Below are 24442 nucleotides of genomic sequence, written 5' to 3'. Positions count from 1 at the left end.
CGCCGGGTCAGGCGTCCCACGCGCGAGGCCGCGTCAGCTGTTCCCACTCCGGGCGGAGCAGGGCGAACACGGCGACGTCGTGGCGGCGGCCGCGGTGGAGGCAGGCGGCGCGGCTGGTGCCTTCCTGGGTGAAGCCGGAGCGGGTGAGGACGGCGAGGGCGGGGGTGTTGTCGGTGTGGGTCTCCGCGGTGAGCCGGTACATCGGGAGTTCGCCGAAGGCGAGGTCCACCAGGGCGTCCAGGGCGGCCGTGGCGTGACCCTGCCCGCGATGCTCAGGGGCGAGCTGCAGCTCGACCTCGGCCGTGCCATCGACCAGGTTCTGGCCGGTCAGGGCGATGTGGCCGACCGGGGTGCGGTCGGCGGTGAGGACGAGGAAGTCGTCGCGGTCGTCGTTGTCGATGTCGCGCTCGATGCGCTCGCGCAGGGCGGAGAGGGGGAGGGGCCATGTGCACAGGTGCTGAACCGTCACCGGGTCGGACCGCCAGTCGTGCAGCAGCTCCGCGTCGTCCACGTCGAGGGCCGAGAGGCTAACGGACCCGGCCCGCCAGGACAGGGTCCTCTCCGCCTCCGCGTCATGCTCGTCGCCCGCGATGCTGATGTCTTCGATCATGGGCGGATGTTACGGCTCGCCCTCCGAGTCACCCGTCGGCGCCGGTACTTACTGGTGCTGCCCCGGCGTGTAGTGCCCCGGCACCATCCGCGTCGACACCGCGAACCGGTTCCACGCGTTGATCACCGTGATCGCGGCGATGAGCTGGGCCAGCTCCGCCTCCTCGAACTGCTTGGCGGCGCGCTCGTAGACCTCGTCGGGGACGAAGCCGTCGGTGATGACGGTGACCGCCTCGGTCAGCTCCAGCGCAGCCGCCTCCCGCTCGGTGTAGAAGTGGCGGGACTCGTCCCACGCGCTGAGCTGGATGATCCGCTCCACGCTCTCCCCGGCCGCCAGCGCGTCCTTGGTGTGCATGTCGAGGCAGTACGCGCAGTGGTTGAGCTGCGAGGCGCGGATCTTGACCAGCTCCAGCAGTGTCGGGTCGACGCCCTTCCGGGCGGCCGCGTCCAGGCGGACCATCGCCTTGTAGACCTCGGGCACGTGCTCGGTCCAGGACAGGCGGGCGGGGTGTTCGGGGGCGTACTCGGTGGTGTTCTCCGTGGTCTCCATACCGGCAAGCCTACGAGCGAAGCTGCCCAGGAGTATGGTCCATTCCCATGGCGGATTCATGGGCCAATCTGGGCATCGACCTCCACCTCGAACCGGCCGGGAGCAGCGGCCTGCGCCGGGGTCTCACCGACGCGCTGCGGGACGCCGTACGCACCGGACGGCTCGCCCCCGGCACCCGGCTGCCCTCCTCCCGCACCCTGGCGGCGGACCTCGGCATCGCCCGCAACACCGTCGCCGAGGCGTACGCCGACCTGGTCGCCGAGGGCTGGCTCACCGCCCGCCAGGGCTCCGGCACCCGGGTCGCCGAGCGGGCCATACCGACGTCCCCGGCGGCGGGCGCACCGGTCCGGCGCCGGACGCCGGGCCGTCCCACGCACAGCCTCGTCCCCGGCACCCCCGACCTCGCCGCCTTCCCGCGCACCGAGTGGCTCCGGGCCGCCCGCCGCGCCCTCACCCGGGCCCCCAACGACGCGTTCGGCTACGGCGACCCGCGCGGCCGCCCCGAACTGCGCACCGCCGTCGCCGAATACCTGGCCCGCGTCCGGGGCGTACGCGCCGACCCCGGCTCGGTGCTGATCACCGCGGGCTTCTCCCACGCCCTGCGCCTCCTCGGCACCGTGCTGCACGGGCGCGGCGCCCGCACGGTCGCCGTCGAGTCGTACGGCCTCGACGTCCACCACGACCTGCTCGCCGGGGCGGGCCTGACGACCACCGCGCTGCCGTACGACCAACTCGGCACCGACACGGCGCCGTTGGCGACCGAGGGTGCCGTACTCCTCACCCCCGCCCACCAGTTCCCCATGGGCACCCCGCTGCACCCCGACCGCCGGGCAGCCGTCGTCGACTGGGCGCGGCGGACCGGCGGGCTGATCCTGGAGGACGACTACGACGGCGAGTTCCGCTACGACCGCCAGCCCGTCGGCGCCCTCCAGGGCCTCGACCCCGAGCACGTCGTCCACCTCGGCACCGCCAGCAAGTCCCTCGCCCCCGGACTCCGCCTCGGCTGGCTGGTGGCGCCCCCGGCGCTGCGGGCGGAGCTGACCGCGGCTAAGGGACACAGCGACACCGTCGGGGTGCTGGACCAGCTCACGCTGGCCGAGTTCATCGCCTCCGGCGCCTACGACCGCCATGTGCGCGCCGCCCGGCAGCGCTACCGGCGCCGCCGGGACCAGCTGGCCGCCGCCGTGGCCGACCGGGCGCCCGAGGTGACGGTCACCGGGATCGCGGCCGGGCTGCACGCGGTGCTGCGGCTGCCGCCCGGCACCGAGCGGACGGTCGTGCAGGCCGCGCACTGGCAGGGGCTCGCCCTGCACGGCCTCTCCTTCTACCGCCACCGACTGGCCGTCGCCGAACCGCTGGACGCCCTCGTCGTCGGCTACGGCACCCCGCCCGACAGCACCTGGCCCACCGTCCTGGAGGCGCTGTGCCGGGCACTGCCGTAGCGGCGGGGGAGACTCGCACCCGGCGAACAGCGAGCGCTCGCGTCAGCGCACAGCCTCCGCCTCCGCCATCGACTCCGACTCCGCCCCCGGCGCCTCCCCGAACCGCGCCAGCATCAGCGCCCCCGCCACCGCCACGACGAACCCCAGCACCGCGAGCGGACCGAGCCCCGGCCGCGTACGGTCACCCAGCCAGAGCACGCCCACCGCCGCCGGGCCCAGGGTCTCGCCGAGCACCATTCCGGCCGTCGCCGTGGTGACCGAGCCGCGCTGCAGCGCCGAGGTCAGCAGCAGGAAGGCGGCACCGCCGCCGAGGAGGAGGGCGTAGAAGGCCGGGTCGGTCAACAGGGCGTACGGGTGAAGGGAGTTCACCAGGCGTACCGCGACCTCCACCACCCCGAAGCCGCACCCCGCGCCGAGGCCGAGGAGCAGGGCGCGCGGCCGCCCGGAGAGCCGGCCGCCCACCGCGCCGAGCAGCAGTACGCCCGCCGCCGTCGCGAGCAGCGCGTACGGCAGCCAGGCCGGGCCGCCGCGGTCGCCCTCCGCGCCCGAGGCCAGCCCGAGCAGCGCGAGCCCGGCGCACACCACGCCGACCGCCGCCCACTCCGCCCCGCTCAGCCGCACCCGCAGCAGCCGCGCCGCGACCACCGCCGTCACCGCGAGGCTCGCGGCCAGCGCGGCACCCACCGCGTAGATCGGCACCGAGCGCAGCGCGAGGATCTGGAACACGAAGCCGAGCCCGTCCAGCGCGAGCCCCGCCGCGTACCGCCACTGCCGCACCGCCCGCAGTAGCAGCGCCGCCTCACCCCCGCCCCCGCCCTGTTCCCCGGCCGCCCGCGCGGCCACCGCCTGGAGGACCGTGGCCGTACCGAAGCAGACCGCCGCGCCGAGCGCGCACACCATTCCAAAAAGCACAAAGTGACTGTAGGGGAACAGGAGTATGCGGGGCCGCCCTGCCGAAAACTCACACCGATCTCTAAGCTGGCTCCCGAACGCATCATCGACGGGGGAGAAGAGAACATGGCCAACGCCCGCGCGCAACTGCGCTCCACCACGGTCGTCCTGGGTGGCATGGGGCTGCTCGCCGCCGCCCTCACCGCGTGCTCGTCGGACGACCCGGACAAGCGCTGCGTGGACCGGGACAGCTACACCGTGGGCAAGGGCTACCACATAGTCGACGGCAAGAACTGCCGGTCGGGCTCCAGTGGCACCTACTACTACGGCGGCAAGAAGAGCGGCTCCTGGATTCGCAGCGGCTCCTTCACCGCGCCCCGCAAGTCCGGCAGCGGCTCGGGCCGTTCGGGCGGCAGCGACGGCGACAGCGTGCACCGGGGCGGCTTCGGCAGCGGCCACGGCAGCTCCGGCGGCTGACCGAACCGGGACGACACGAGCATGGAACGCCGTACGATCACGCCCCGCCCCGACTGGCAGCGCACCGTCGAGGAGCAGGGGATCGTCTACCCGCTGACCCGCCACCCCGACGGCTCCCTGCGCCCCTACTGGGACGAGAGCGCCCACTACGTCTTCTCGCTGCCCGAGGTGGAGGCGCTGGAGGAGACCGTCGAGGAACTGCACACCATGTGCCTGGCCGCCGCCGGGCACCTGGTGGAGCACGGCCGCCTCGCCGACCTCGGCATCACCGACCCGCGGGTGGCCGCGGCCGTCACCGAGTCCTGGCACCGGCGTGCCGAACTGCCGTCCGTGTACGGCAGGTTCGACCTGCACTACGACGGCACCGGCCCGGCGAAGATGCTGGAGTACAACGCGGACACCCCGACCTCGCTGGTCGAGGCGGCGTCCGCGCAGTGGTTCTGGATGGAGGACCGCTTCCCCGGCGCCGACCAGTGGAACTCGCTGCACGAGCGGCTGGTCGACACCTGGCGCAGGCAGGCGAAGCTGCTCCCGCCGGGCGCCCCGCTGCACTTCGCGCACTCCTCCGCCGACGAACTCGGCGAGGACCTGATGACGGTCGCCTACCTCAAGGAGACCGCCGAGCAGGCCGGGCTCACCACCGACTGGCTCTCCATGGAGGAGATAGGCTGGGACACCCTCTCCGGCCGCTTCGTGGACAACCGGCTGAAGTTCATCCGCGCGATCTTCAAGCTGTACCCCTGGGAATGGCTCACCACCGACGAGTTCGCCGACCACGTCCTGGACACCCTGGACAACGGCGGCGGCACCGGCAGCACCTTGTGGATCGAGCCCGCCTGGAAGATGCTGCTCAGCAACAAGGCCCTGCTGGCGATCCTCTGGGAGCTGTACCCCGGCCACCCCAACCTCCTCCCGGCCTACCTGGACGGCCCCCGCGAGCTGGCCGCCACCACCGGCTATGCCGCGAAGCCGCTGCTCGGCCGCGAGGGCGAGGGCGTCACCCTGCACCCGCCGGGCAGCCCCGCCCCTCCGGCGCCCGAGGAGACCTGCTGCTACCAGGCCCTCGCCCCGCTCCCCGTCTTCGACGGCAACCACGTCGTCCTCGGCGCCTGGATCGTCGGCGACGAGGCGGCCGGCCTCGGCATCCGCGAGTCGTCCGGGCTGATCACCGACTCGTACGCCCGCTTCCTCCCGCACGTGATCCTCTAGACCCGCGCACTCCCGCGCCCACGGCCGGTACGCTGGTCGTGGGCCGTGACTGGCGCGCTGGGATGGGATGGACCATCGGGGAGCGGCCCGGGAGTCAGTGCCGTGCGCCTGGGCCGAACCGAACGCGACGACACACCGACGCCCTGTCCGGAGGCCCCCATGCCCGAGAATTCCACTCCGTCCGGCTCCGCCGAGACCACCGCCTACCGCGCCGCGCTCGACGTGATCCGCGCGGTCGAGCCCCGCGTCGCCGACGCGATCGGCCAGGAGGTCCACGACCAGCGCGACATGCTCAAGCTGATCGCCTCCGAGAACTACGCCTCCCCGGCCACCCTGCTGGCGATGGGCAACTGGTTCAGCGACAAGTACGCCGAGGGCACCGTCGGCCGCCGCTTCTACGCGGGCTGCCGCAACGTCGACACCGTCGAGTCCCTCGCCGCCGAGCACGCCCGCGAACTCTTCGGCGCCCGGCACGCCTACGTCCAGCCGCACTCCGGCATCGACGCCAACCTGGTTGCCTTCTGGGCCGTACTCGCCGACCGCGTCGAGGTGCCCTTCCTGCAGAAGACCGGCGTCCGCCAGATCAACGAGCTGTCCGAGGCCGACTGGGCCGAACTGCGGCAGGCGTTCGGCAACCAGCGCATGCTCGGTATGTCCCTGGACGCGGGCGGCCACCTCACCCACGGCTTCCGCCCCAACATCAGCGGCAAGATGTTCGAGCAGCGCTCCTACGGCACCGACCCGGCCACCGGCCTGATCGACTACGAGGCCCTGCGCGCCCAGGCCCGCGAGTTCCGCCCGCTGATCCTGGTCGCCGGGTACTCCGCCTACCCCCGCCTGGTGAACTTCCGGATCATGCGGGAGATCGCGGACGAGGTCGGCGCGACCCTCATGGTCGACATGGCGCACTTCGCCGGTCTGGTCGCGGGCAAGGTGCTCACCGGCGACTTCGACCCGGTGCCGCACGCCCAGATCGTCACCACCACCACCCACAAGTCGCTGCGCGGCCCGCGCGGCGGCATGGTCCTGTGCGACGACTCCCTCAAGGAGCAGGTCGACCGGGGCTGCCCGATGGTGCTGGGCGGTCCGCTCCCGCACGTCATGGCCGCGAAGGCGGTCGCGCTGGCCGAGGCCCGGCAGCCCTCCTTCCAGGACTACGCCCAGCGCGTCGTCGACAACTCCCGCGCGCTCGCCGAGGGCCTGATGAAGCGCGGCGCCACCCTGGTCACCGGCGGCACCGACAACCACCTCAACCTGATCGACGTCGCCGCCTCCTACGGCCTCACCGGCCGCCAGGCCGAGGCCGCTCTGCTGGACTCCGGCATCGTCACCAACCGCAACGCCATCCCCGCCGACCCCAACGGCGCCTGGTACACCTCCGGCATCCGCGTCGGCACCCCCGCCCTGACCACCCGCGGCCTCGGCACGGCCGAGATGGACGAGGTGGCCGCCCTGATGGACCGCGTCCTCACCACCACGGAACCGGGCACCACGAAGTCCGGCGCCCCGTCGAAGGCCCAGCACGTCCTGGACCAGAAGACAGCGGACGAGATCGCGAAGCGAGCGACAGACCTGGTCGCGGCCTTCCCCCTGTACCCGGAGATCGACCTCACCTGAGCGTCCTCAGGGGCGCGGGGAACTGCGCGACCAGCCACGACGGAGCCGCAGTCCCCCGCGCCCCGCACACCCCACCCACCTGGGCACTGGACCCACCTCCACCTCTGGAAGAATGGGCACCATGGCCACCCCTGACAAGAAGCCCCGCGTTCTCTCCGGAATCCAGCCCACCGCAGGCTCGTTCCACCTCGGCAACTACCTCGGTGCCGTCCGTCAGTGGGTGGCCCTCCAGGAGACGCACGACGCGTTCTACATGGTCGTCGACCTGCACGCGATCACGCTTCCGCAGGACCCGAAGGACCTCCGCGCGAACACCCGCCTCGCCGCGGCCCAGCTCCTCGCGGCCGGTCTGGACCCCGACCGCTGCACCCTCTTCGTGCAGAGCCACGTCCCCGAGCACGCCCAGCTCGCCTGGGTCATGAACTGCCTCACCGGCTTCGGCGAGGCGTCCCGCATGACCCAGTTCAAGGACAAGGCCGCCAAGCAGGGCGCCGACCGGGCCAGCGTCGGCCTGTTCACGTACCCGATCCTCCAGGTCGCGGACATCCTGCTGTACAACGCGGACGAGGTGCCGGTCGGTGAGGACCAGCGCCAGCACGTCGAGCTGACCCGTGACCTCGCGGACCGCTTCAACGGCCGCTTCGGCGAGACCTTCGTGAGCCCCAAGCCGTACATCCTCAAGGAGACGGCGAAGATCTACGACCTCCAGGACCCGGCGGTCAAGATGAGCAAGTCGGCGGCCTCGCCCAAGGGTGTCGTCAGCCTGCTGGACGACCCGAAGACGACCGCGAAGAAGGTGAAGAGCGCGGTCACCGACACCGACACGGTGATCCGCTTCGACCGGGAGAACAAGCCCGGCGTCAGCAACCTCCTCACCATCCACTCCACCCTCACCGGCACGCCGGTCGCGGACCTGGAGCGGGAGTACGAGGGCAAGATGTACGGCGCCCTCAAGACCGACCTCGCCGAGATCATGGTCGCCTTCGTCACCCCCTTCCGGGAGCGCACCCAGCAGTACCTGGAGGACACCGAGACGCTGGACTCGATCCTCGCCAAGGGCGCCGAGAAGGCCCGCGCGGTGGCCGCCGAGACGCTGGCGCTGGCGTACGACCGGGTCGGTTTCCTGCCCGCGAAGCACTGACCGGCCCTGACCTGACGTCCGGGGGCGCACAGCCGTCCCCGGACGTGCGACCCGCACGCGTGTCCGGTGGGGGAGAGCGCCGCACATCACTTCCGTTGCGCCTGCCCTGCGGACATCCGTGGCCGTACAGTCGATAGCCGAAGGCCGTACGCGAGGACGGCCCACAGAACAGAAACGCGACGACAGGAGACGACGTGGGGATCGTAACGATCGGCGTGTCGATCGCGGTCCCGGAGCCTCACGGCAGCCTGCTCCAGCAGCGGCGCCTGGGCTTCGGCGACGCCGCCGCGCTCAGCATCCCCACGCACATCACCCTCCTGCCGCCCACCGAGGTCGAGGAGGCGGACCTGTCCGCCGTCGACGCGCACCTCGCGGAGGTCGCGACGGCCGGACGCCCCTTCCCGCTGCGGCTGTCCGGCACCGGCACCTTCCGCCCCCTCTCGCCCGTGGTCTACGTCCACATCGCGCAGGGCGCCGAGGAGTGCACCGAACTCCAGCAGCAGGTGCGGCACGCCTCCGGGCCGGTGCCGCGCGAGCTGCAGTTCCCGTACCACCCGCACGTCACCGTGGCGCACGGCATCGAGGAGGCGGCGATGGACCGCGCCTTCGAGGAGCTGGCCGGGTTCGAGGCGGCCTGGCCGTGCACCGGGTTCGCGCTGTACGAGCAGGGCCGGGACGGGGTGTGGCGCAAGCTGCGCGACTACTGGTTCGGCAGCCCGGTGGTCCCGCCGCAGGCCGGACACGCGGAGCGCGACACCATCCCCAGCCGCTGACCCACCCCGCTCAGACGGGGAGCCTGCGGAACAGGGTGCGCGGCACGTGCCGCAGCACCGACATCACCGGGCGCAGCGCGCCGGGCACCCACACCGTCTCCGCGCCCCGGCGCAGCCCGAGTTCGACGGCGGCGGCCACCTTCTCCGGCGTGGTGGACAGCGGTCCCGGCGCCAGATGGGCGGTCTTCCCGGTCCGCACGAACCCGGGCCGTACGACCATCACCCGCGCGCCCGTCCCGTGCAGCGCGTCGCCGAGGCCCTGCGCGAAGGTGTCGAGTCCGGCCTTGCTGGAGCCGTAGATGAAGTCCGAGCGGCGGGCGCGTTCGGCGGCCACCGAGGACAGGATCACCAGCGAGCCGTGGCCCTGGTCCTGGAGGGCACCGGCCGCGACCAGACCGGCCGAGACCGCGCCGGTGTAGTTGGTCGCGGCGACCCGGACCGCGCGCAGCGGCTCCCGCTCGTCCCGTGCCTGGTCCCCGAGGACCCCGAAGGCGAGCAGCACCATGTCGACGGCGCCCTCGGCGAACACCTTGCCGAGGACCGTCTCGTGGGACTCCGGGTCCAGTGCGTCGAAGGCGACGGTGCGGACGTCGGCGCCGAGCACGGAGAGACGCTCCGCCGCACGGTCCAGGGCGGGGCCGGGACGCCCCGCGAGCCAGACGGTGCGGGTACGGCGGGCGATGAGGCGGCGGGCGGTGGCCAGCGCGATCTCCGAGGTGCCGCCGAGGACGAGCAGGGACTGGGGAGGACGGCAGACAGCAGACATGCGGGTGACCGTATCGTCCGCATATGGCCGAGTGTCCGCACGGCGGCGCCGGGCTCCCCGCAATGGGTGATTAATGGGACGCGCCGACGGGTGGCCGACGGGTTGGGCTTCATCCGGGGTATCGGCACATGGAGTTCCCGCGAAAAGGGCAGAGGCGGATCATGGACTGGCTGAAAAAGCTGCCCGGCATCGGGCCGATCGTGACCTGGCTGATGACCACGCACGCGTGGCGCTCGTACGCGCGCCTGGACCGGGTGAACTGGACCTGGCTGGCCGCGGCCATGACGTTCGTCAGCTTCATGGCCCTGTTCCCGCTGCTGACCGTCGCCGCGGCGGTCGCGGCGGCCACGCTCGACCCGGCCCGGCAGAAGACCGTGGAGAAGAACATCGCGAGCCAGTTCCCCGGCCTCGCCGACCAGCTGGACCTGAACGGGCTGGTGCAGAACGCGGGCACGGTCGGGCTGATCGCCGGTGCGGCGCTGCTGTTCACCGGTATCGGCTGGGTCGGCCAGATCCGGGACTGTCTGCGCGCGGTGTGGGAGCTGCCCGAGCGGGACGGCAACCCGGTGGTGCTGAAGCTGAAGGACGCCGGGGTGCTGATCGGGCTCGGCGGCGCCCTGCTGGTGACCCTGGCCGCCTCCACGCTGGCCTCGGCCGCGATCGACAAGCTGGCGTCGTCGATCGGCCTGGACGAGCACAGCTGGGGCACCCTGCTGCTGCGGATCGCCGCGTTCGCCGTCGCCGTGCTCGCCGACTTCCTGGTCCTGCTGTACGTACTGAGCCTGCTGCCGGGGGTCGAACCGCCGCGCCGCCGCCTGATCGTGGCGGCCCTGCTCGGCGCGGTCGGCTTCGAACTCCTCAAGCTGCTGCTGAGCGGCTACATCCAGGGCGTCGCCGCGAAGAGCGTGTACGGCGCCTTCGGTGTGCCCGTCGCCCTGCTGCTGTGGATCAACTTCACGTCGAAGCTGATCCTGTTCTGCGCCGCCTGGACGGCGACGCGCAGCGACGAGGGGAAGGTCACGGACGCTGCCGCCGACGCATCAGATCAGGCAGCGGCCAGCGGCGGTTGACCAGGAAGGCGCCGCCCGCGAGCAGCACCAGCAGCCCCGCGGCGATGCCCAGGGCGGTTCCGGCACCCCGTGAGCCGCCGCTCTGGGCGGTGGCGCCCTTCACCGGCTCGGACCCGGCGCCCGCGGTGCCCTGCGGGGCGCCGGTGACGTCCGCGCTGGGCGCCCCGCTGGGCCGGGCGCTCGGGGTGGCGTTGAGCGGCGGGACGAGCGTGCCGACCGGCTGGACCTTTCCCGCCGCCCGGAAGCCCCAGTCGAAGAGCTGGGCGGTCTCCTTGTAGACCTCGTCGTGCTCGTGCTTCTCCGGGTTCATCACGGTGACCAGCAGCACCTTGCCGCCGCGCTCGGCGACCCCGGTGAAGGTGGCGCCCGCGTTGGTGGTGTTGCCGTTCTTCACCCCGGCGATGCCCGGATAGACGGCGGTGTCCGCGTCGCCGCTCAGCAGCCGGTTGGTGTTCTGGATCTCGAAGGTCTCGCGGGTGCCCTTGCCCTTGCCCTTCTGCGTGGTCGCGCCGGGGAACTTGGCCCGCACGGTGGAGCAGTACTCCCGGAAGTCCTTCTTCTGCAGCCCGGAGCGGGCGAACAGGGTGAGGTCGTACGCCGAGGAGTACTGCTGCGGGGCGTCGTACCCGTCGGGGCTGACGACGTGGGTGTCACCGGCCTGGAGGGCGTCGGCGTGCGCCTGCATGTCCTTGACGGTCTGCGCGACACCGCCGTTCATGGCGGAGAGAACGTGCACGGCGTCGTTGCCGGAGCGCAGGAAGACGCCGAGCCACAGGTCGTGGACGGTGTAGGACTCGTTCTCCTTTATCCCGACCATGCTCGAACCGGCGCCGATCCCGGCGAGGTCGGTGGGCACCACCTGGTGGCGCTGGTCCCTGGGGAAGCGGGGCAGCACGGTGTCCGCGAACAGCATCTTCAGGGTGCTCGCCGGGGGGAGCCGCCAGTGCGCGTTGTGCGAGGCGAGCACCTCGCCGCTCTCGGCGTCGGTGACGATCCAGGAGCGGCCGGTGAGCCCCTTGGGCAGCACGGGGACGCCGGGGGCGAGGTTCACCTGCGTACCGGGCACGCCGAGGCGGGCGCCGCCGACCTGGGACATGCGGGCGGGGGGAGCGGTGCTGGGACTTCCGGACGGCTTGGGTGCGGCGAAGGCTGACGGGGCGAGGCCGGAGACGGTCAGCAGCGCGGCGGATGTGATCAGTAGGGATCGCTGAGCGATCTTCTTCGGTGCGGACACGATCGGAAACGTACCTGCCACGGGCTGTGAAGTCCCGCCTCCCGCTCCACCCCGGCCATGGAACCGGACAGCGGGCGGCGATACTGGACTCATGAAGCTCAGCCGCCCGGTCTCCTGGTTCCTGCTCGCCTTCGGGGTGTGGAGCTGGGTCATCTGGGTCACTTTCGTCAAGAATCTGGTCAAGGACGGCAGCGGTCTCGCCTTCGACGACGGGCATCCCACGGCCTACTTCTGGGTGCACCTGACGCTGGCGGTCGTGTCCTTCGTACTGGGGACGGTCGTCGGGGTCATCGGGTTGCGCGGACTGCGCGCACTGCGTCGGACGTCATAGGGGAGACTCGCCGGGTGGTCATCGTCTTCGTGCTCGTCGCCCTGGTCGTACTGGCCCTCGTGGCGGGTCTCCACTGGTACGTCTGGCGCAGCCTGGTCCGCGACACCACCCGCCCGCGCGGTCTCGCCCGACGTGCGGGCACGGTGCTCTTCGTCGCGGCCCCGGTGCTGATGATCGCCGCCCTGGTCGCGGAACGCTCCGGCGCTCCCTTCTGGCTCCAACGGGCCCTGGCCTGGCCGGGGTTCCTGTGGATGGCGCTGGCGCTGTACCTGCTGCTGGCGACGCTCGCGACCGAGCCGGTGCGGGTGTGGGCGCGGCGACGGGCCCGGCAGGCGACGCGGGAAGCGGTGTTCGCGGGGCTGAGCGGGGTGCGGGTGCCGGCGCCTTCGGTGGAGCCCTCGGCCGGGACTGACGAGGCGCCCGCCTCCCCGTCCCTTTCCCCGGCTCCGTCCCCGGCCCCGGTGGAGCCGTCCACAGGGGCTGACGACTCGTCCGCCTCCGACGGGCCGCAGGCCACGGCGCTCGCCGCCTCCGCCCTCTCCCGCCGCCTCTTCGTCTCCCGCGTCGCTGGAGGCACGGCGGCCGCGGTCGCGCTGGGCACGACGGGCTACGGCACGTACGGGGTGCTGCGCGGCCCGCGCGTGAAGCGGGTCACCGTCCCGCTGGCCAAGCTCCCGCGCTCGGCGCACGGCTTCCGGATCGCGGTGGTCAGCGACATCCACCTGGGCCCGGTGCTGGGGCGGAGCTTCGCGCGGACGGTGGTCGACACGATCAACTCGACCCAGCCGGACATGATCGCGGTGGTCGGCGACCTGGTGGACGGCAGCGTCAAGAACCTGGGCCCGGCGGCGGCACCGCTCGCGGGGCTGGAGTCCCGGCTCGGCACCTACTTCGTCACCGGCAACCACGAGTACTTCTCCGGCGCCGCCCAGTGGCTGGACGAGGTCCGCACCCTCGGCATGCGCCCGCTGGAGAACGCCCGCACGGAGCTGCCGTACTTCGACCTGGCGGGCGTCAACGACGTCCAGGGCCGGAGCGAGGGCCACGGCCCGGACTTCGCCAAGGCCCTCGGCGACCGCGACACCTCCCGCGCCTGCGTCCTCCTGGCCCATCAGCCGGTCCAGATCCGCGAGGCCGTCCACCACGACGTGGACCTCCAGCTCTCCGGCCACACCCACGGCGGCCAGCTCTGGCCCGGCAACCTCATCGCGAAGGCGGCGAACCCCACGGTCGCGGGCCTGGACCGCTACGGCGACACCCAGCTCTACGTCAGCCGAGGCGCGGGCGCCTGGGGCCCGCCGACGCGGGTCTGGGCCCCGTCGGACATCACGGTGATCGAACTGGCCTCCCGCGAGGCGTGACGCCTGCCGCTCCTCACGGAGTACGGCACCCGCGCCCGGCCGGACCGGGTCAGCGGAGCCCGGCGAACAGGTCGTTCTCCGGGGTCGGGGCGCCCGTGGTGTCGCGGACGCGGAGGAAGGTCTCCGTGCCCATCAGCTCACCGAACCTCTCCTTGCCCATCTTGAGGAAGAAGATGTTCTCGCCCTGGCTGGCGTGCGCGGCCAGGGAGTCGTACTTCTGGCCGCTGTACGGGGTGGTGTCGACCCAGGTGGTGATCTCGTCGTCGGGGAGGCCGAGGTCGGCGAGGGCGGCGGCCTCGGCGGGGTCGGGATCGGGCATGTCGCCCTGGAACTCGCGCATGATCTCGCCGAAGCGGGCCATTCCCGAGCGGGGGATGGTGGTCCAGTACACCTTGGGGGTCAGATCGGTCAGCTCCAGCGCCGCCATGGTGATGCGGTGGGCCTGGATGTGGTCGGGGTGGCCATAGAAACCGTTCTCGTCATAGGTGACGACCACATCGGGGCGGTAGTGCCGCATCAGCTCCGCGAGGCGGGCCGCGCCCTCCTCCACCGGGGTCTGCCAGAAGGAATCGGGGGCGTCGTTGCTCGCCCAGCCCGTCATCCCGGAGTCGGCGTAGTCCAGCATCTCCAGGTCGCTGATCTTCAGGACCTCGCAGCTCGCCTCGAGTTCGTCCCGGCGCATCGCCGCGACCGCCACCGGATCGTGTCCGGGCTCGCCCGGCTTCACACCCCCCGGCCCGTCCCCGCACCCGCCGTCGGTACAGGTCACCAGCACCGTCCGGACGCCCTCCGCCGCATACCGCGCGAGGACCCCTCCGGTCCCGGTCGCCTCGTCGTCGGGGTGGGCGTGCACTGCCATGAGCGTCAAGGGCCGGTCAGTCATGAAACAGTCCTCCTGCGGGATCGGTCCAGGTGTGCGGCGGGCGCGCCGCGAAGGCGGGTCCGATGGCACGGCCCCCCGACGGACACAACCGCGCCGGACACGCCGCCTGTTCCCCGCGCGGCGACGGGCCGCCACCGAGAGGGGGCCGATTCTGTCCGGGGACAAATTCGGCCCATTTCGCGGGAGGGCCCGGCGTGCGAATGTCGACGATATGGCGAGTGGCGTGAAGATCCGAATTCCCGCCGCCGCCGAATTTCCGTCCGCGTGAAGGAAAGATCGAAAGACATGAAGCAGAACGTCGAATTCGCCAGCTCCGGTCTGAAGCTGGCCGGAACCCTGTTCACCCCGGACGGGCACACCGGCGGCCCCCTCCCGGCCGTCGTCGTGTCCCACCCGGCGGGCGGCGTGAAGGAGCAGACCGCGAGCGTCTACGCCGAGCGCCTGGCCCGCGAGGGCTTCGCCGCGCTGGTCTTCGACGCGGCCTACCAGGGCGAGAGCGAGGGCACCCCGCGCGGCCTGGAGAACCCGTTCCAGCGCGCCGAGGACGTCCGCGCCGCCGTCACGTACCTGACCACCCGCGAGGACGTCGACCCCGCCCGCATCGGCGCCCTCGGCATCTGCGCCTCCGGCGGCTACGTGCCGTTCGCCGCGCAGACCGACCACCGGATCAGGGCCGTCGGCACCGTCAGCGCCGCCGACACCGGTGACCTGTTCCGCCGCGGACTCGGCCGCACCCAGGGCCCCGAGGTCGTGCGGGCCATGCTCGACCGGGCCGGTGAACTGCGCACCGCCGAGGCCCGCGGCGAGGCCCCGGCCATGGAGAACTGGGTGCCCGAGTCGCGGGAGGGCCTGCCGGAGGGCAGCCTCTGGCGCGAGGGCTCCGAGTACTACTACACCCCGCGCGGCCACCACGAGCGCTCGAACACCGGCTGGGTGCTGCGCAGCATCGACCAGCTCGCCCAGTACGACTCGTACGCCATGATCGGGCTCCTCGCGCCCCGCCCGCTGCTCATGGTCATCGGCTCGGACGCGGACACCGGCTACTTCAGCCGCGAGGCCGTCGCCGCCGCCGGTGACGACGCGGACCTGTTCGTCGTCGACGGCGCCACCCACGTCGACCTCTACGACAAGGATGCGTACGTCACCCCGGCCGTGGCCCGGCTGGCCGGCTTCTTCGGCGAGCACCTGGCCGCCTGAGGCCGCCGCCCCGCGCCGCCGTGATCGCGGTTGCCCGCCTTTCCACCCGATGAAAGGATTCGGATATGCGAGAGAAAGTCACATTCCTCAGTAATGGGTTGAGCCTCGCAGGTGAACTGTTCACACCGGAGGACGACCAGAACGGCGCGGGGCTGCCGGGCATCGTCATCTCGCACCCCGTCACCAGCGTGAAGGAACAGTCCCCCGCCCGCTACGCGCAGCGCCTCGCGGAGAAGGGATTCGCGGTCCTCACCTTCGACGCGGCGTTCCAGGGGGAGAGCGAGGGACAGCCGCATCTCCTCGAAGACCCGTTCATCCGCAGCGAGAACGTCAAGGACGCGGTGTCCTTCCTCATCTCCCGGGGCGAGGTCGACGGCGACCGTATCGGCGTCATCGGCATCTGCGGCTCCGGCGGCTACGTGCCGTTCGCCGCGGCGACCGACCGCAGGATGAAGGCGGTGGCGACGGTGAGCGCGGTCAACATCGGGGACATGTTCCGGGAGGGCGTCGACCTGACCGGCCAGGACCCCGCCGTCCTCGACCACCTCCTGGCCACGGCCAATGACGCCCGTACGGAGGGCGAGGGGCAGGCGGCACTCACCATGCCACTGATCCCGATGACCGAGGAGGAGGCCGAACAGGCCCCGCCGCGCAGCATGATGCGCGAGGCGTACGACTTCTACCGCACCCCCCGCTGCATGCACCCCAACGCACCCAACCGGATCGTCACGTACAGCATCGACCAGTGCGTGGCCTTCGACGCGTGGGCCTTCGTCGAGATGATCGCCCCGCGCCCGCTGCTGATGATCGTCGGCACGGACGCGGACAGCCGGGCCCACTCCGAGCGCGCGATCGACAAGGCCGCCGACCCCAAGGAACTCTTCTGGATCGAGGGCGCCAGCCATGTCGACCTCTACGGCGACCGGGAGAGGTTCATGGACCCGGCGGTGGAGAAGCTGACCGAGTTCTTCACCACCGCCCTGCGGGTGGAGACCCCGGCCGCGTCGGTGGGCTGACTCAGGAACCGGCCGACCTGATCATCGCGAACGGCGCGCCCTGCGGGTCGGTGACCACGGTCATGCGGCCCGCCGCCATGTCGAAGGGCGGTACGAGGACGTTGCCGCCGCCGCGGACCAGGGCGTCCACCGTGGAGTCCACGTCGTCGACCGCGAAGTATGTCAGCCAGTGGGCCGGGGTGCCGGGCGGGTCGTTGGCGAGGAGGGTGGCGCCGCCGACCGTACGGCCGCCCACGCGCAGCTCCCAGTAGGAGTCGTGGCCGTCCATCGGCGTGATCTCGATGCCGAACGCCTGGCCGTAGAAGGCGGTGGCCGCCTCCACGTCGCTGGTGTGCAGCTCGTTCCAGGTCAGCGCGCCGGGCTCGTTGACCACGCCCGCGCCGAAGAAGTCGCCGGGCTGCCACACCCCGAACACGGCGCCCTGCGGGTCGGCGGCGATCAGCATCCGGCCGAGGCTGCCGACGTCCATCACCGGCGCGATCAGGACGCCGCCCGCGGCGACGATCTGGTCCTGGGTGGCGACCGCGTCGGTGGTGGCGAGGTAGCTCGTCCACACGGTGGGCGGTTCCGGCGCGCCCTCGGGCCCCATCGTCGGCCCGATCCCGGCCACGGGCCGGTCCTGCAGCTCGCAGACCGCGTACCCGCCGAACTCGCCCGGCCCGGGCGCGCCCTGCCAGCCGAGCAGGTCCCGGTAGAAGTCCAGCGCGGCCTGCTGGTCCCGCGCCATCAGATCGACCCAGCAGGGGGTGCCGGTCGGGTACGGGGTGGTGACTTCGGGCATCGCTCGCTCCCTGGTGGTGTGTCCGGTTTGGACACCCTTCCGCCCCGATCCGGCCCCGCCCGTCCGACACGCCGTTCGCTTCGGTGCACGGACGAGGCGATGATGGCGACGCCTTCTACGTCACTGTCGATCCGTAGCCCAGGAGGACGCGCGCGGACATGGCTCTCATCGCGGAGTACCGCACCACCGCACGGCCGGACCGTGGCATCGTCGAGATCTATGACGCCGCCGCGTACGAGGCGGACCCCCGGGCGGCCGTCAGAGCTCGTGCCGAGGTGGTCGCCGGTAACGGCTACCACGTGTACCTCCACACTCTGCAGCCCGACCTCCGCGTCACGGTCGCCATCCGCGTGTGGAACGGCCCTCAGCGGCCTCCCGAGGACGCCGAGGGCTGGACCGCCGTGGTTCTGGAGTCCGGGACGGGCGACGTGGTCGTCAACCAATTGGCCCTCGGACCGGCCGGTACGACCACGCTGCCCCGACCCGGTGTGTACACCGGCTACGCCTGGTGGACCGGTCGTCAGGCGGCGGCCGATCACTACGACCAGAACGTCCGGGGCGGTGCACGGCAGCCGATGACGGTCGGGGAAGTCGTCCGGGCGCGGGAGCGGTCACCGGTGGCGGAGCAGTACACCTTCGACCTGTGGTTTCTGCGCGACTGCGAGAACGAGGACGACGAGGGGTGAATCGGTCGCGGCCCGAGGGCGGCCGGGGGCGCGCCCTGCGCCGGTGATCAGACTGCGCCGAGCCGCCCGGCCTTGACTCCGTCCATGAACGCGGAGAAGGCCCCGGCGGGGAGCTTCAGCGGGGGGCCGTCGGTGCGCTTGGAGTCGCGGACGGGGATGATCCCGTGGGCGGGGAGCAGGTTGGTGGCGACCTCGATGCACTGGCCGCCGTTGTTGCTGTACGAGGACTTGAACCACTGCGGGGTGTCGGTCATGGGGCGGCAGCGTAGCCTCGCTGTCCCGCCGTTGGGCAGGGGACAGCGAGGCGGAGCGGGGATTTTCAGACGGCGCCGAAGTGGCCGTTCTTGACGCCCGTCACGAAGGAGGCGAAGGCGGCGGCGGGGAGTTCCAGCACGGAGCCTGCGGTGACCTTGGAGTCGCGGACGGGGATGACGCCGTGGGCGGGGAGCAGGTTGGTGGCGACCTCGATGCAGGCGCCGCCGTTGTTGCTGTACGAGGACTTGAACCAGCGGGGGGATTCGGTCGTCACGACGTGCCCTTTCGAAGCTGTTTGATCGCGGCCACAGACAGCGCCTGGGAGAGCGACTCGGCCTGCAGTTGATGGTAGGCCGTCAGGACGGGCAGTACCGAAGTGGTTTCCCGGTCCAGGCGTCCCTGTGTCTGTGCCTCCACGTAGCACGACACGGACCGGTCGGACAGCGTCAGAAGGTATACGGGCAGGTCGAACGGCCGACGCTCCCCTATCGAGAACGGGGCGACCTGAAGCATCGTGTTGGGCTGGGCGGCGAACTTGATCAACCGCTCGATCTGCGCGTCCATGACTTCCGGCCCGCCAACAGACCGCAGGACGCAGCTCTCGTCCATCACCACGAACACCATGGGCGGCCGCGACCGCTCCAGCGCCGCCTGGCGTTCTGCGAGGAACGAGACGCGCTCGGTGGCCTGTTCGGGTGTGATCGCGCCGCGTTCTACGGCGCTGTCCGCGAGGACCCGTGCGTACTCCGGCGTCTGAAGCAGACCTGGAACGATGCCGATCTCGAAGACCCGGATCTCCGTCGCCCGCCCCTCCAGCCCCGCGTACTCCGGGAACCCCTCCAGCAGCACGCCGTGTTTCAGCTCACGCCAGCGCCGCTCGAACAAGTCCCCTGTTCCCAAGGCCCGGTCGGCGCTGCGCGAGAAGCGCAAGGTCGGCATCTTGCGACCAGTTTCAACCGACGAAATATGCGTGCTGGAATATTCCATCTCGACGCCGAGATAGTCCTGCTTCCACCCCCTCTCCTCCCGGTGGGTGCGCAGAAGTGCGCCGAAGGCCGCTTGAGGCGAGCTGTCCGGGTTCAACTCCTTGATGTTCAAGGCGCGGTCACCGACTTTCCGTCCACTGACGCCAGGTTGAGTGGTCCCGAACTCTAGGTCACGCTGACTTCCCTTGGTAGTGGATTCACTACGGAGAGGAGTGCCCAGTGTTGGACGAACCGCCTCAACTCCCGCCCATCGGAACCCTCTTGGTGGACGCACACGAACGTGTGGGGGAATTCCGCGGGGAGTGGGCCGGGCTCTGGTCGCTGCGGCCCGCCGGGGGTGGGACCGAGTGGACCGTGCGTCCCGAGGACGTACGGCCGGCCAGCCCCGAACAGCGACTCCGGGCACTGACCGCTCGCGCGAACAGACGCAGCCGGGGTGAATGCCTGTGAACCCCGAAGATCGACGACTTCGAGATGCTGGAGACCCGGTGGTCCGACCCATGCGGCACTGCAACAAGCCCGGCCGCCCGCCCCGCGACATGCTGGTCCGCCAGCTGAAGGCCACCGGGGAGGACCCCGCCGAGTTACCCCCGCACGAACTGACGCACGTCACCTGCGAGTTGGAGGCCGCGCACGACGGTCCGCACGCCGACCACCTGGGCGAGATCGACCGGGGCACGCAGCTCTGGGTCCAGTGGGAGGAGACGCGGTACGTGTTCGTCCGTCTGGCGCCCTGCGAGGCGCCCGCCGCGGGTGACGTGTGCACCCTGTTCGCCGGACACGGCCCCGGCCACTCCTGGGAGATGCGCGACCTCCTGCACGGGTGACCACATGAGCGCGGGATGTCCCCCGCTTTTCGACCACCGCCGACCGGATCAAGGTCACGCACCTGCGGAACGACCCGCGTGCCGCGCTGCACGTGCCGGGGGACGCGGTGGGGCGGGCGGCTGTACGGGACCGCGCTCGACATCGACGCCTGAGAGCGGCGGCGCGGGCCTTGGTCCCGGCCCGCGCCCCCAGGGATCAGGAACCGACGACCTCGCGCAGGTTCTCGACCGAGCCGGGCTCGTCCTTGAGACGGCGGTCGCGGTCCGCGACGAAGGCCGCGCCCAGCTCCTCGCGCCGCTTCATCGGCACGTTCTCGCGGGCGCCGTTGAGGATGGTGCGCTCCTCCTCGTCGGTGTGGTGGGTGATGGCCTCCACCAGCTCCTCCAGCTTGGAGTCCCACTCCTCGGAGCCGACCTCCTTCACCTCCAGCAGGTGCAGGAGGGCCTCGTTCCCCTCGTCGTGCTCGTGCTCGCCGTGCTCGACCTCTTCGTCGTCGATGTTCCGGTACCGCTTCAGGGCGGGGTAGACCTCCGCCTCCTCCGCCAGTGCGTGCGCGACCAGCAGATCGGCGAACTCCTGGAGCGCCGCCGCCCGGTCCGCCTCCACGCTGCGCATCAGCCGGAAGAGGTCCTCCATGCGCCGGTGGTCCTGGAGGATGAGCTCGACGACGTCCTGGGTCTCGGCCATGAGGGGCACCACTCTCGTGCGAAGTATGCGAAGTATCCGGTGCTCACCGTGTACCCCGACCTCGCGCCGGGATGACTCGCCGCGCGGGCCGGATCAGCCGCGGGTTCGCGGTGCCGGGAGGGCCTTCGTCATGCCGGGCAGGAAGTCGTTGAAGAGTTCGTGGACCTCCAGGACCAGGGGGCGCAGCACCCGGAAGCGGGACAGGGCCACGCCGCGTGCGGTGAGGCGGGCGCCGCGCCGGGCCAGGCGGTAGCTGCGCTCGCGGTTCTGCGTACGGTCGAAGACCCAGTAGAGGACCAGGCCCATCTGGGAGAGCCACATCAGCTCGGGCAGCGCGTCCCGGAGTTCTGGGGAGACCTTCGACTTCGAGCCCGCCAGCACCTCCCGGTGCACGCTGATCGCCTGCTCGCGGGCGTGCTCGCTCTCCGCCGAGAAGGGGCTGAGCGGGCTGTCCGGGTCGGCCGCGTTCTTGAAGAACTGCACGGCGAACTCGTGGTACGGCTCCGCGATGTCCAGCCACGCGGTCAGCACGCCCGCGAGCCGCGCCTCCAGATCGGTCTCCGTGGCCAGCACCGACCGGGCCGCCACCTGGTGCTCGGCGGCGATCCGGTCGTAGAAGCCCTGGATCAGGTGCTCCTTGCCCGCGAAGTAGTAGTAGGCGTTGCCGACCGAGACACCTGCCTCCTTGGCGATGGCCCGCATCGTGGTCTTGTCGTAGCCGTTCTCCTGGAACAGCCGCATCGCGGTCTCGAGGATCAGCGCGCGGGTGTGTTCCGACTTGCTCTGGGGTCCGGCCTCGGGGCCGTCGTTCTTCGCGGGCACGTAGGGAGCCTAACCAGTGGGGCAGGTGCCGTCGGCGCAGGCCGGGGGGTCGTACACCCAGCCCTGCTCGGGCGCGTACCGCCAGCCGTCCGTACGGCTGTACGTACCCTGCCCGCCCCACTGGCCGTCCCGCTGCGCGACCCGGTACTTGGCCGCCGCCAGCACCGCGCCCCGTGCCAGGAACGCGCCGGTCGGGGTGCTGAGCCGGTGGGCCAGCGGGCGGTGCTCGCGCAGCGCCCACAGCACCACGATCCAGGCCGCCGTACCCCGGTACACCTGCCCGGAGTCCCCGATCACGGTGACCTCCTCCAGCGTCGCGGCGGGGTCCACGCCGGGGAACCGCGTCCGGGCCTCGGCCGACCCGGCGGGCACCAGCTCCAGCGGCACCAACTGCGGCTGCCGTACGAGCCAGTCGCGCAGGTGGGTGCAGAGGCCGCACCCGGCGTCGTAGAGGACGGTCAGCCCCCGGACCGGGGCGCTCGTGACGCCCCGGTCCACGGTCCCGCTCACGCTCCGGCCGTCGGCGCGACCCACCCCTGCGGGGCGACCGGCGGCTGCGTCTCGCGCTCCATGAGGCCCCGGCGGCGGATCTTGTTCAGCACGAAGACGTTGCCGAGGTGCATCGCGCCGAGCACCAGCAGCACCACGCCGAGCTTGGCCGACAGGGTCTCGAAGATGCCGCGGGTGTCCTCGATGGTGCCGTCGTCGCTCAGGTAGAGCGTCACGAAGCCCAGGTTGACCAGGTAGAAGCCGACCACCAGCAGGTGGTTGACGGCGTCCGCGAGCTTCTCGTTGCCGTGCAGCACGTCGGACAGGAAGACCCTGCCGTTGCGGCTGAGCGTACGGGCGACCCAGACGGTCAGCCCGATGCTGACGGCCAGGTAGATCACATAGGCGATGACGGTGCGGTCCATGCCCCACCCCTTCTTGAACGCGTTCAAAACGCTGACAGGGATGACTGTAGACCTGTTTTTGAACGTGTTCAACCAAGCGGGGTGAGGTCCGAGTCTCAAGCCCTGCGGGCGAGTTCGGGGCGCTTGGTGTAGTCGGTCAGCCCGAAGACGTTGCCCCACGGGTCCGCGAACTCGACGGTCCGCCCGGTCGCCGTCGACATCGCCTCGTCCACCGGCTCGATCCCGGCCGCCTTCAGCCGCCGGGCCGCCGCGCGGGCGTCCGGGACCTCCAGCCAGAGCCGGGACGCGGGCCAGGAGGGCGGGCGGTGCCCGAGGCCCTCCTCGTGGCGCAGCAGGATGCCGGGCGTCTCCCCGCCGACCCTCAGCAGCGCGATCCCGCCCTCGTCGAACCGGAACCCCACGTCGAACCCGGCCCGCTCGTAGAACCCCACCGCCTCCCCGAGATCTCCCACGGGAAGCACCACATTGTCGAACCCCAGCAGCTCATGCGCTTCGTCGTCTGACATGGCGTCAGGCTAGGGCGACCCCCCGCGTCAGCGGGGCGGGCCGCTCGCACGGGGGTCGTTCGATCACTCGTTGGGCCGAGACGGCCCGACGCTCACATGCCGCTCAGCGACCGCGCGTAGGCGACCTGGGCCATGACCGCCTGGAAGGCGTCCTGCCGGTGGGCCGGGATCATCGTGGAGTGGTGGCGGCCCGCGCTGGTCACGCTGACCTGGATGTAGCCCGTGGTCTTCTTCTCCTTCATCAGGAGGAAGAACAGCCCGAGCAGGCAGAACACGAAGAAGAGGATCGCCAGCACGATGGCGTGCGGAGGGATCTTCTCCTCGGTCTGCGAGAGATCGGTGGCGTTCCAAACCGCGCCTCGCAGGGGCAGCGTTCCCGCCGGCGTGATGATCTGATCGCCGACCACCATGATGTCCCCGAGGGCCAGCAGCGGGGCACCGGCCGGGGCGGGGGCCTGCTGCGGGAAGCCGTATCCGGCGGGCGGCGGGTACGCGGGGTAGCCGTAGCCGGGCGCGGCCGGGGGCTGCCCGGGGTAGCCGTGACCGGGCGCCGCCGGGGCATGCCCGGGGCCCCACTGCGGGTTCTCGCCGGGCTGCGGGTACGGCTGGGTCATGCTGGTGGCCCCCTGTGTCATGCGATGTCCTGGCGGAGCCATCCTGCCAGTCCAGCCGCGGCGGCCAGAAACGAATCAAGAACGCCGGGGGCGGCCCGCCTCGATGATCGCGGCCACGTCCAGGGTGACCTTCGCACCGATGGTGTCGGGGAGGTCGACGGTCTCGCCGGGGGAGTGGATGCGGTGGGTGGCGTACGTGCCCTCGATGGGCTCGGTGAGGACGTGGAGACGCTGGTGCTTGCGGTCCACGACGACGTAGACGGGGACCTTGGCCTGGGCGTAGGCGCCGACCTTGGTCTTCAGGTCGTCCTTCCAGTTGCCGGAGGTCACTTCCAGGACGAGGCGGAGGCAGGCGGGGTCGTATGCGGTGCCCTCGATCAGGTGGTCATCGATGTCGCCGTCCACGACGACGAGGTCGGGAATGGCGTAGTCCTCGCCTCCGGGGAGCCAGATCGAGATGTTCTGGAACACCTCGGTCTCGCCGTCGTCCAGGCCGGCCGCGAGGAATGGCCGCATGAGGCTGGTCAGGGCACGGGCGTGCGGGGCATCCGGGGACGGTGTCACGAGGAGGTGGCCTCCGATGATCTCGACGCGGTAGCCCGGATGGCGCTCCATGATCTCGGCGGCGATCGCCGTCAGCGAGAACGGCTCGTCGTCGGCGAAGGGCTGCTCTACGGATGCTGCGGACATCGCGATGCCTCCCAGGGGCTGGTCGAGGCCATCATCGTAGGACGCACCGCTCCCGGCGTCCCGGACGATCACCTTCACCCGGACGTGTCCCCGGGCCCGCGGAAGC

Annotated in this window: 30 protein-coding genes, 1 pseudogene and 1 riboswitch; of the genes and pseudogenes, 14 read left to right on the top strand and 17 right to left on the bottom strand. The window is 71.5% G+C overall.

The window, feature by feature from the left end:
- Positions 1-7 precede the first annotated feature (7 nt).
- Complete coding sequence (locus ACIPPM_RS16270) at positions 8-610, bottom strand: GNAT family N-acetyltransferase (protein ID WP_401447937.1); 603 nt, start codon at positions 608-610, stop codon at positions 8-10.
- 48 nt (positions 611-658) lie between these two features.
- The gene (locus ACIPPM_RS16265; protein WP_401447934.1) at positions 659-1159 is read right to left on the bottom strand and encodes a carboxymuconolactone decarboxylase family protein; all 501 of its coding nucleotides are present in this window, start codon (positions 1157-1159) and stop codon (positions 659-661) included.
- Between the two features lie 47 nt (positions 1160-1206).
- Between ACIPPM_RS16265 and ACIPPM_RS16260 the strand changes: the two genes are divergently transcribed.
- A complete protein-coding gene (locus ACIPPM_RS16260; protein WP_401447932.1) occupies positions 1207-2601 on the top strand; it encodes a PLP-dependent aminotransferase family protein in 1395 nt (464 codons plus the stop codon).
- Between the two features lie 42 nt (positions 2602-2643).
- Here the strand turns inward: ACIPPM_RS16260 and ACIPPM_RS16255 are convergent, their stop codons facing one another.
- Positions 2644-3501, bottom strand: a complete 858-nt coding sequence (locus ACIPPM_RS16255) for a hypothetical protein (protein WP_401448507.1) — start codon at positions 3499-3501, stop codon at positions 2644-2646.
- A gap of 117 nt (positions 3502-3618) precedes the next feature.
- Between ACIPPM_RS16255 and ACIPPM_RS16250 the strand changes: the two genes are divergently transcribed.
- The 5 genes from ACIPPM_RS16250 (at position 3619) to ACIPPM_RS16230 (ending at position 8709) form a co-directional block, all read left to right on the top strand.
- The gene (locus ACIPPM_RS16250; RefSeq protein ID WP_401447930.1) at positions 3619-3969 is read left to right on the top strand and encodes a hypothetical protein; all 351 of its coding nucleotides are present in this window, start codon (positions 3619-3621) and stop codon (positions 3967-3969) included.
- A gap of 21 nt (positions 3970-3990) precedes the next feature.
- Entirely contained in the window at positions 3991-5178 is a 1188-nt protein-coding gene (locus ACIPPM_RS16245; protein WP_401447927.1) for a glutathionylspermidine synthase family protein, read from the top strand.
- 35 nt (positions 5179-5213) lie between these two features.
- Positions 5214-5299, top strand: a riboswitch (ZMP/ZTP riboswitch).
- Positions 5300-5337: 38 nt separating this feature from the next.
- The gene (locus ACIPPM_RS16240; protein WP_401447925.1) at positions 5338-6795 is read left to right on the top strand and encodes a glycine hydroxymethyltransferase; all 1458 of its coding nucleotides are present in this window, start codon (positions 5338-5340) and stop codon (positions 6793-6795) included.
- Between the two features lie 121 nt (positions 6796-6916).
- Positions 6917-7936 (top strand): tryptophan--tRNA ligase, encoded by a 1020-nt coding sequence (gene trpS / locus ACIPPM_RS16235; RefSeq protein WP_401447923.1) that lies wholly within the window; start codon positions 6917-6919, stop codon positions 7934-7936.
- Between the two features lie 194 nt (positions 7937-8130).
- Complete coding sequence (locus ACIPPM_RS16230) at positions 8131-8709, top strand: 2'-5' RNA ligase family protein (RefSeq protein WP_401447920.1); 579 nt, start codon at positions 8131-8133, stop codon at positions 8707-8709.
- A gap of 10 nt (positions 8710-8719) precedes the next feature.
- Here the strand turns inward: ACIPPM_RS16230 and ACIPPM_RS16225 are convergent, their stop codons facing one another.
- On the bottom strand, positions 8720-9475 hold the full coding sequence (locus ACIPPM_RS16225) for a decaprenylphospho-beta-D-erythro-pentofuranosid-2-ulose 2-reductase (protein ID WP_401447918.1): 756 nt from the start codon (positions 9473-9475) through the stop codon (positions 8720-8722).
- Positions 9476-9636: 161 nt separating this feature from the next.
- On the opposite strand from ACIPPM_RS16225, the gene ACIPPM_RS16220 reads away from it, so the two are divergent.
- The gene (locus ACIPPM_RS16220; RefSeq protein ID WP_401447916.1) at positions 9637-10545 is read left to right on the top strand and encodes a YihY/virulence factor BrkB family protein; all 909 of its coding nucleotides are present in this window, start codon (positions 9637-9639) and stop codon (positions 10543-10545) included.
- Here the strand turns inward: ACIPPM_RS16220 and ACIPPM_RS16215 are convergent.
- Positions 10493-11779, bottom strand: a complete 1287-nt coding sequence (locus ACIPPM_RS16215; RefSeq protein WP_401447913.1) for a D-alanyl-D-alanine carboxypeptidase family protein — start codon at positions 11777-11779, stop codon at positions 10493-10495. The genes ACIPPM_RS16220 and ACIPPM_RS16215 overlap by 53 nt on opposite strands.
- A gap of 91 nt (positions 11780-11870) precedes the next feature.
- Here ACIPPM_RS16215 and ACIPPM_RS16210 point away from each other — a divergent pair, with 91 nt between their 5' ends.
- Together ACIPPM_RS16210 and ACIPPM_RS16205 are read left to right on the top strand one after the other, a co-directional pair.
- On the top strand, positions 11871-12110 hold the full coding sequence (locus ACIPPM_RS16210) for an SCO4848 family membrane protein (protein WP_030806504.1): 240 nt from the start codon (positions 11871-11873) through the stop codon (positions 12108-12110).
- 14 nt (positions 12111-12124) lie between these two features.
- Positions 12125-13471, top strand: a complete 1347-nt coding sequence (locus ACIPPM_RS16205; RefSeq protein ID WP_401447910.1) for a metallophosphoesterase — start codon at positions 12125-12127, stop codon at positions 13469-13471.
- Positions 13472-13520: 49 nt separating this feature from the next.
- Here ACIPPM_RS16205 and ACIPPM_RS16200 read toward each other — a convergent pair whose 3' ends face one another.
- On the bottom strand, positions 13521-14354 hold the full coding sequence (locus ACIPPM_RS16200; protein ID WP_401447908.1) for a PIG-L family deacetylase: 834 nt from the start codon (positions 14352-14354) through the stop codon (positions 13521-13523).
- A 285-nt stretch (positions 14355-14639) separates the two neighbouring features.
- Between ACIPPM_RS16200 and ACIPPM_RS16195 the strand changes: the two genes are divergently transcribed.
- Complete coding sequence (locus tag ACIPPM_RS16195; RefSeq protein ID WP_401447906.1) at positions 14640-15551, top strand: alpha/beta hydrolase; 912 nt, start codon at positions 14640-14642, stop codon at positions 15549-15551.
- Between the two features lie 98 nt (positions 15552-15649).
- Entirely contained in the window at positions 15650-16567 is a 918-nt protein-coding gene (locus ACIPPM_RS16190; RefSeq protein ID WP_401447904.1) for an alpha/beta hydrolase, read from the top strand.
- A 1-nt stretch (position 16568) separates the two neighbouring features.
- Here the strand turns inward: ACIPPM_RS16190 and ACIPPM_RS16185 are convergent, their stop codons facing one another.
- Positions 16569-17348 (bottom strand): VOC family protein, encoded by a 780-nt coding sequence (locus ACIPPM_RS16185; protein WP_401447902.1) that lies wholly within the window; start codon positions 17346-17348, stop codon positions 16569-16571.
- Between the two features lie 158 nt (positions 17349-17506).
- On the opposite strand from ACIPPM_RS16185, the gene ACIPPM_RS16180 reads away from it, so the two are divergent.
- Entirely contained in the window at positions 17507-18034 is a 528-nt protein-coding gene (locus tag ACIPPM_RS16180) for a hypothetical protein (protein WP_401447900.1), read from the top strand.
- Positions 18035-18081: 47 nt separating this feature from the next.
- Here the strand turns inward: ACIPPM_RS16180 and ACIPPM_RS16175 are convergent, their stop codons facing one another.
- The 3 genes from ACIPPM_RS16175 to ACIPPM_RS16165 all read right to left on the bottom strand — a co-directional run bounded on the left by ACIPPM_RS16175 (position 18082) and on the right by ACIPPM_RS16165 (position 19387).
- Positions 18082-18288 carry a DUF397 domain-containing protein gene (locus tag ACIPPM_RS16175; RefSeq protein ID WP_401447897.1) on the bottom strand — a complete coding sequence of 69 codons (207 nt, stop codon included), beginning with the start codon at positions 18286-18288 and terminating at the stop codon, positions 18082-18084.
- A gap of 65 nt (positions 18289-18353) precedes the next feature.
- Positions 18354-18563 (bottom strand): DUF397 domain-containing protein, encoded by a 210-nt coding sequence (locus ACIPPM_RS16170; protein ID WP_401447895.1) that lies wholly within the window; start codon positions 18561-18563, stop codon positions 18354-18356.
- The gene (locus tag ACIPPM_RS16165) at positions 18560-19387 is read right to left on the bottom strand and encodes a helix-turn-helix domain-containing protein (protein WP_401447893.1); all 828 of its coding nucleotides are present in this window, start codon (positions 19385-19387) and stop codon (positions 18560-18562) included. Before ACIPPM_RS16165 ends, ACIPPM_RS16170 begins: the two co-directional genes overlap by 4 nt.
- Positions 19388-19763: 376 nt before the next feature.
- On the opposite strand from ACIPPM_RS16165, the gene ACIPPM_RS16160 reads away from it, so the two are divergent.
- A complete protein-coding gene (locus tag ACIPPM_RS16160) occupies positions 19764-20102 on the top strand; it encodes a hypothetical protein (RefSeq protein ID WP_401447891.1) in 339 nt (112 codons plus the stop codon).
- 17 nt (positions 20103-20119) lie between these two features.
- Positions 20120-20233 (top strand): annotated as a pseudogene (locus tag ACIPPM_RS16155) (PPOX class F420-dependent oxidoreductase); the annotation flags it as partial.
- A 65-nt stretch (positions 20234-20298) separates the two neighbouring features.
- Here the strand turns inward: ACIPPM_RS16155 and ACIPPM_RS16150 are convergent.
- The 7 genes from ACIPPM_RS16150 to ACIPPM_RS16120 all read right to left on the bottom strand — a co-directional run bounded on the left by ACIPPM_RS16150 (position 20299) and on the right by ACIPPM_RS16120 (position 24336).
- Complete coding sequence (locus tag ACIPPM_RS16150) at positions 20299-20790, bottom strand: hemerythrin domain-containing protein (RefSeq protein WP_401447889.1); 492 nt, start codon at positions 20788-20790, stop codon at positions 20299-20301.
- A gap of 93 nt (positions 20791-20883) precedes the next feature.
- Positions 20884-21612 carry a TetR/AcrR family transcriptional regulator gene (locus tag ACIPPM_RS16145; RefSeq protein ID WP_401447886.1) on the bottom strand — a complete coding sequence of 243 codons (729 nt, stop codon included), beginning with the start codon at positions 21610-21612 and terminating at the stop codon, positions 20884-20886.
- A gap of 9 nt (positions 21613-21621) precedes the next feature.
- Positions 21622-22122 carry a thiol-disulfide oxidoreductase DCC family protein gene (locus ACIPPM_RS16140; RefSeq protein ID WP_401447884.1) on the bottom strand — a complete coding sequence of 167 codons (501 nt, stop codon included), beginning with the start codon at positions 22120-22122 and terminating at the stop codon, positions 21622-21624.
- On the bottom strand, positions 22119-22526 hold the full coding sequence (locus ACIPPM_RS16135; RefSeq protein ID WP_135783788.1) for a hypothetical protein: 408 nt from the start codon (positions 22524-22526) through the stop codon (positions 22119-22121). The genes ACIPPM_RS16140 and ACIPPM_RS16135 overlap by 4 nt, the downstream gene beginning before the upstream one ends.
- Before the next feature lie 95 nt (positions 22527-22621).
- Positions 22622-23032: a VOC family protein gene (locus ACIPPM_RS16130; protein ID WP_401447880.1), complete on the bottom strand. Its 411-nt coding sequence runs from the start codon at positions 23030-23032 to the stop codon at positions 22622-22624.
- 92 nt (positions 23033-23124) lie between these two features.
- Entirely contained in the window at positions 23125-23646 is a 522-nt protein-coding gene (locus ACIPPM_RS16125) for a hypothetical protein (protein WP_401448504.1), read from the bottom strand.
- 75 nt (positions 23647-23721) lie between these two features.
- Positions 23722-24336, bottom strand: a complete 615-nt coding sequence (locus ACIPPM_RS16120; RefSeq protein WP_401447878.1) for a Uma2 family endonuclease — start codon at positions 24334-24336, stop codon at positions 23722-23724.
- Between the last annotated feature and the right edge of the window lie 106 nt (positions 24337-24442).

Origin of the sequence: Streptomyces sp. NPDC090119 (assembly GCF_044747085.1) — a bacterium.
Classification (GTDB): domain Bacteria; phylum Actinomycetota; class Actinomycetes; order Streptomycetales; family Streptomycetaceae; genus Streptomyces.
Note: the sequence above shows the minus strand (reverse complement) of the source record. Positions and strands in the feature narration are given on the sequence as shown.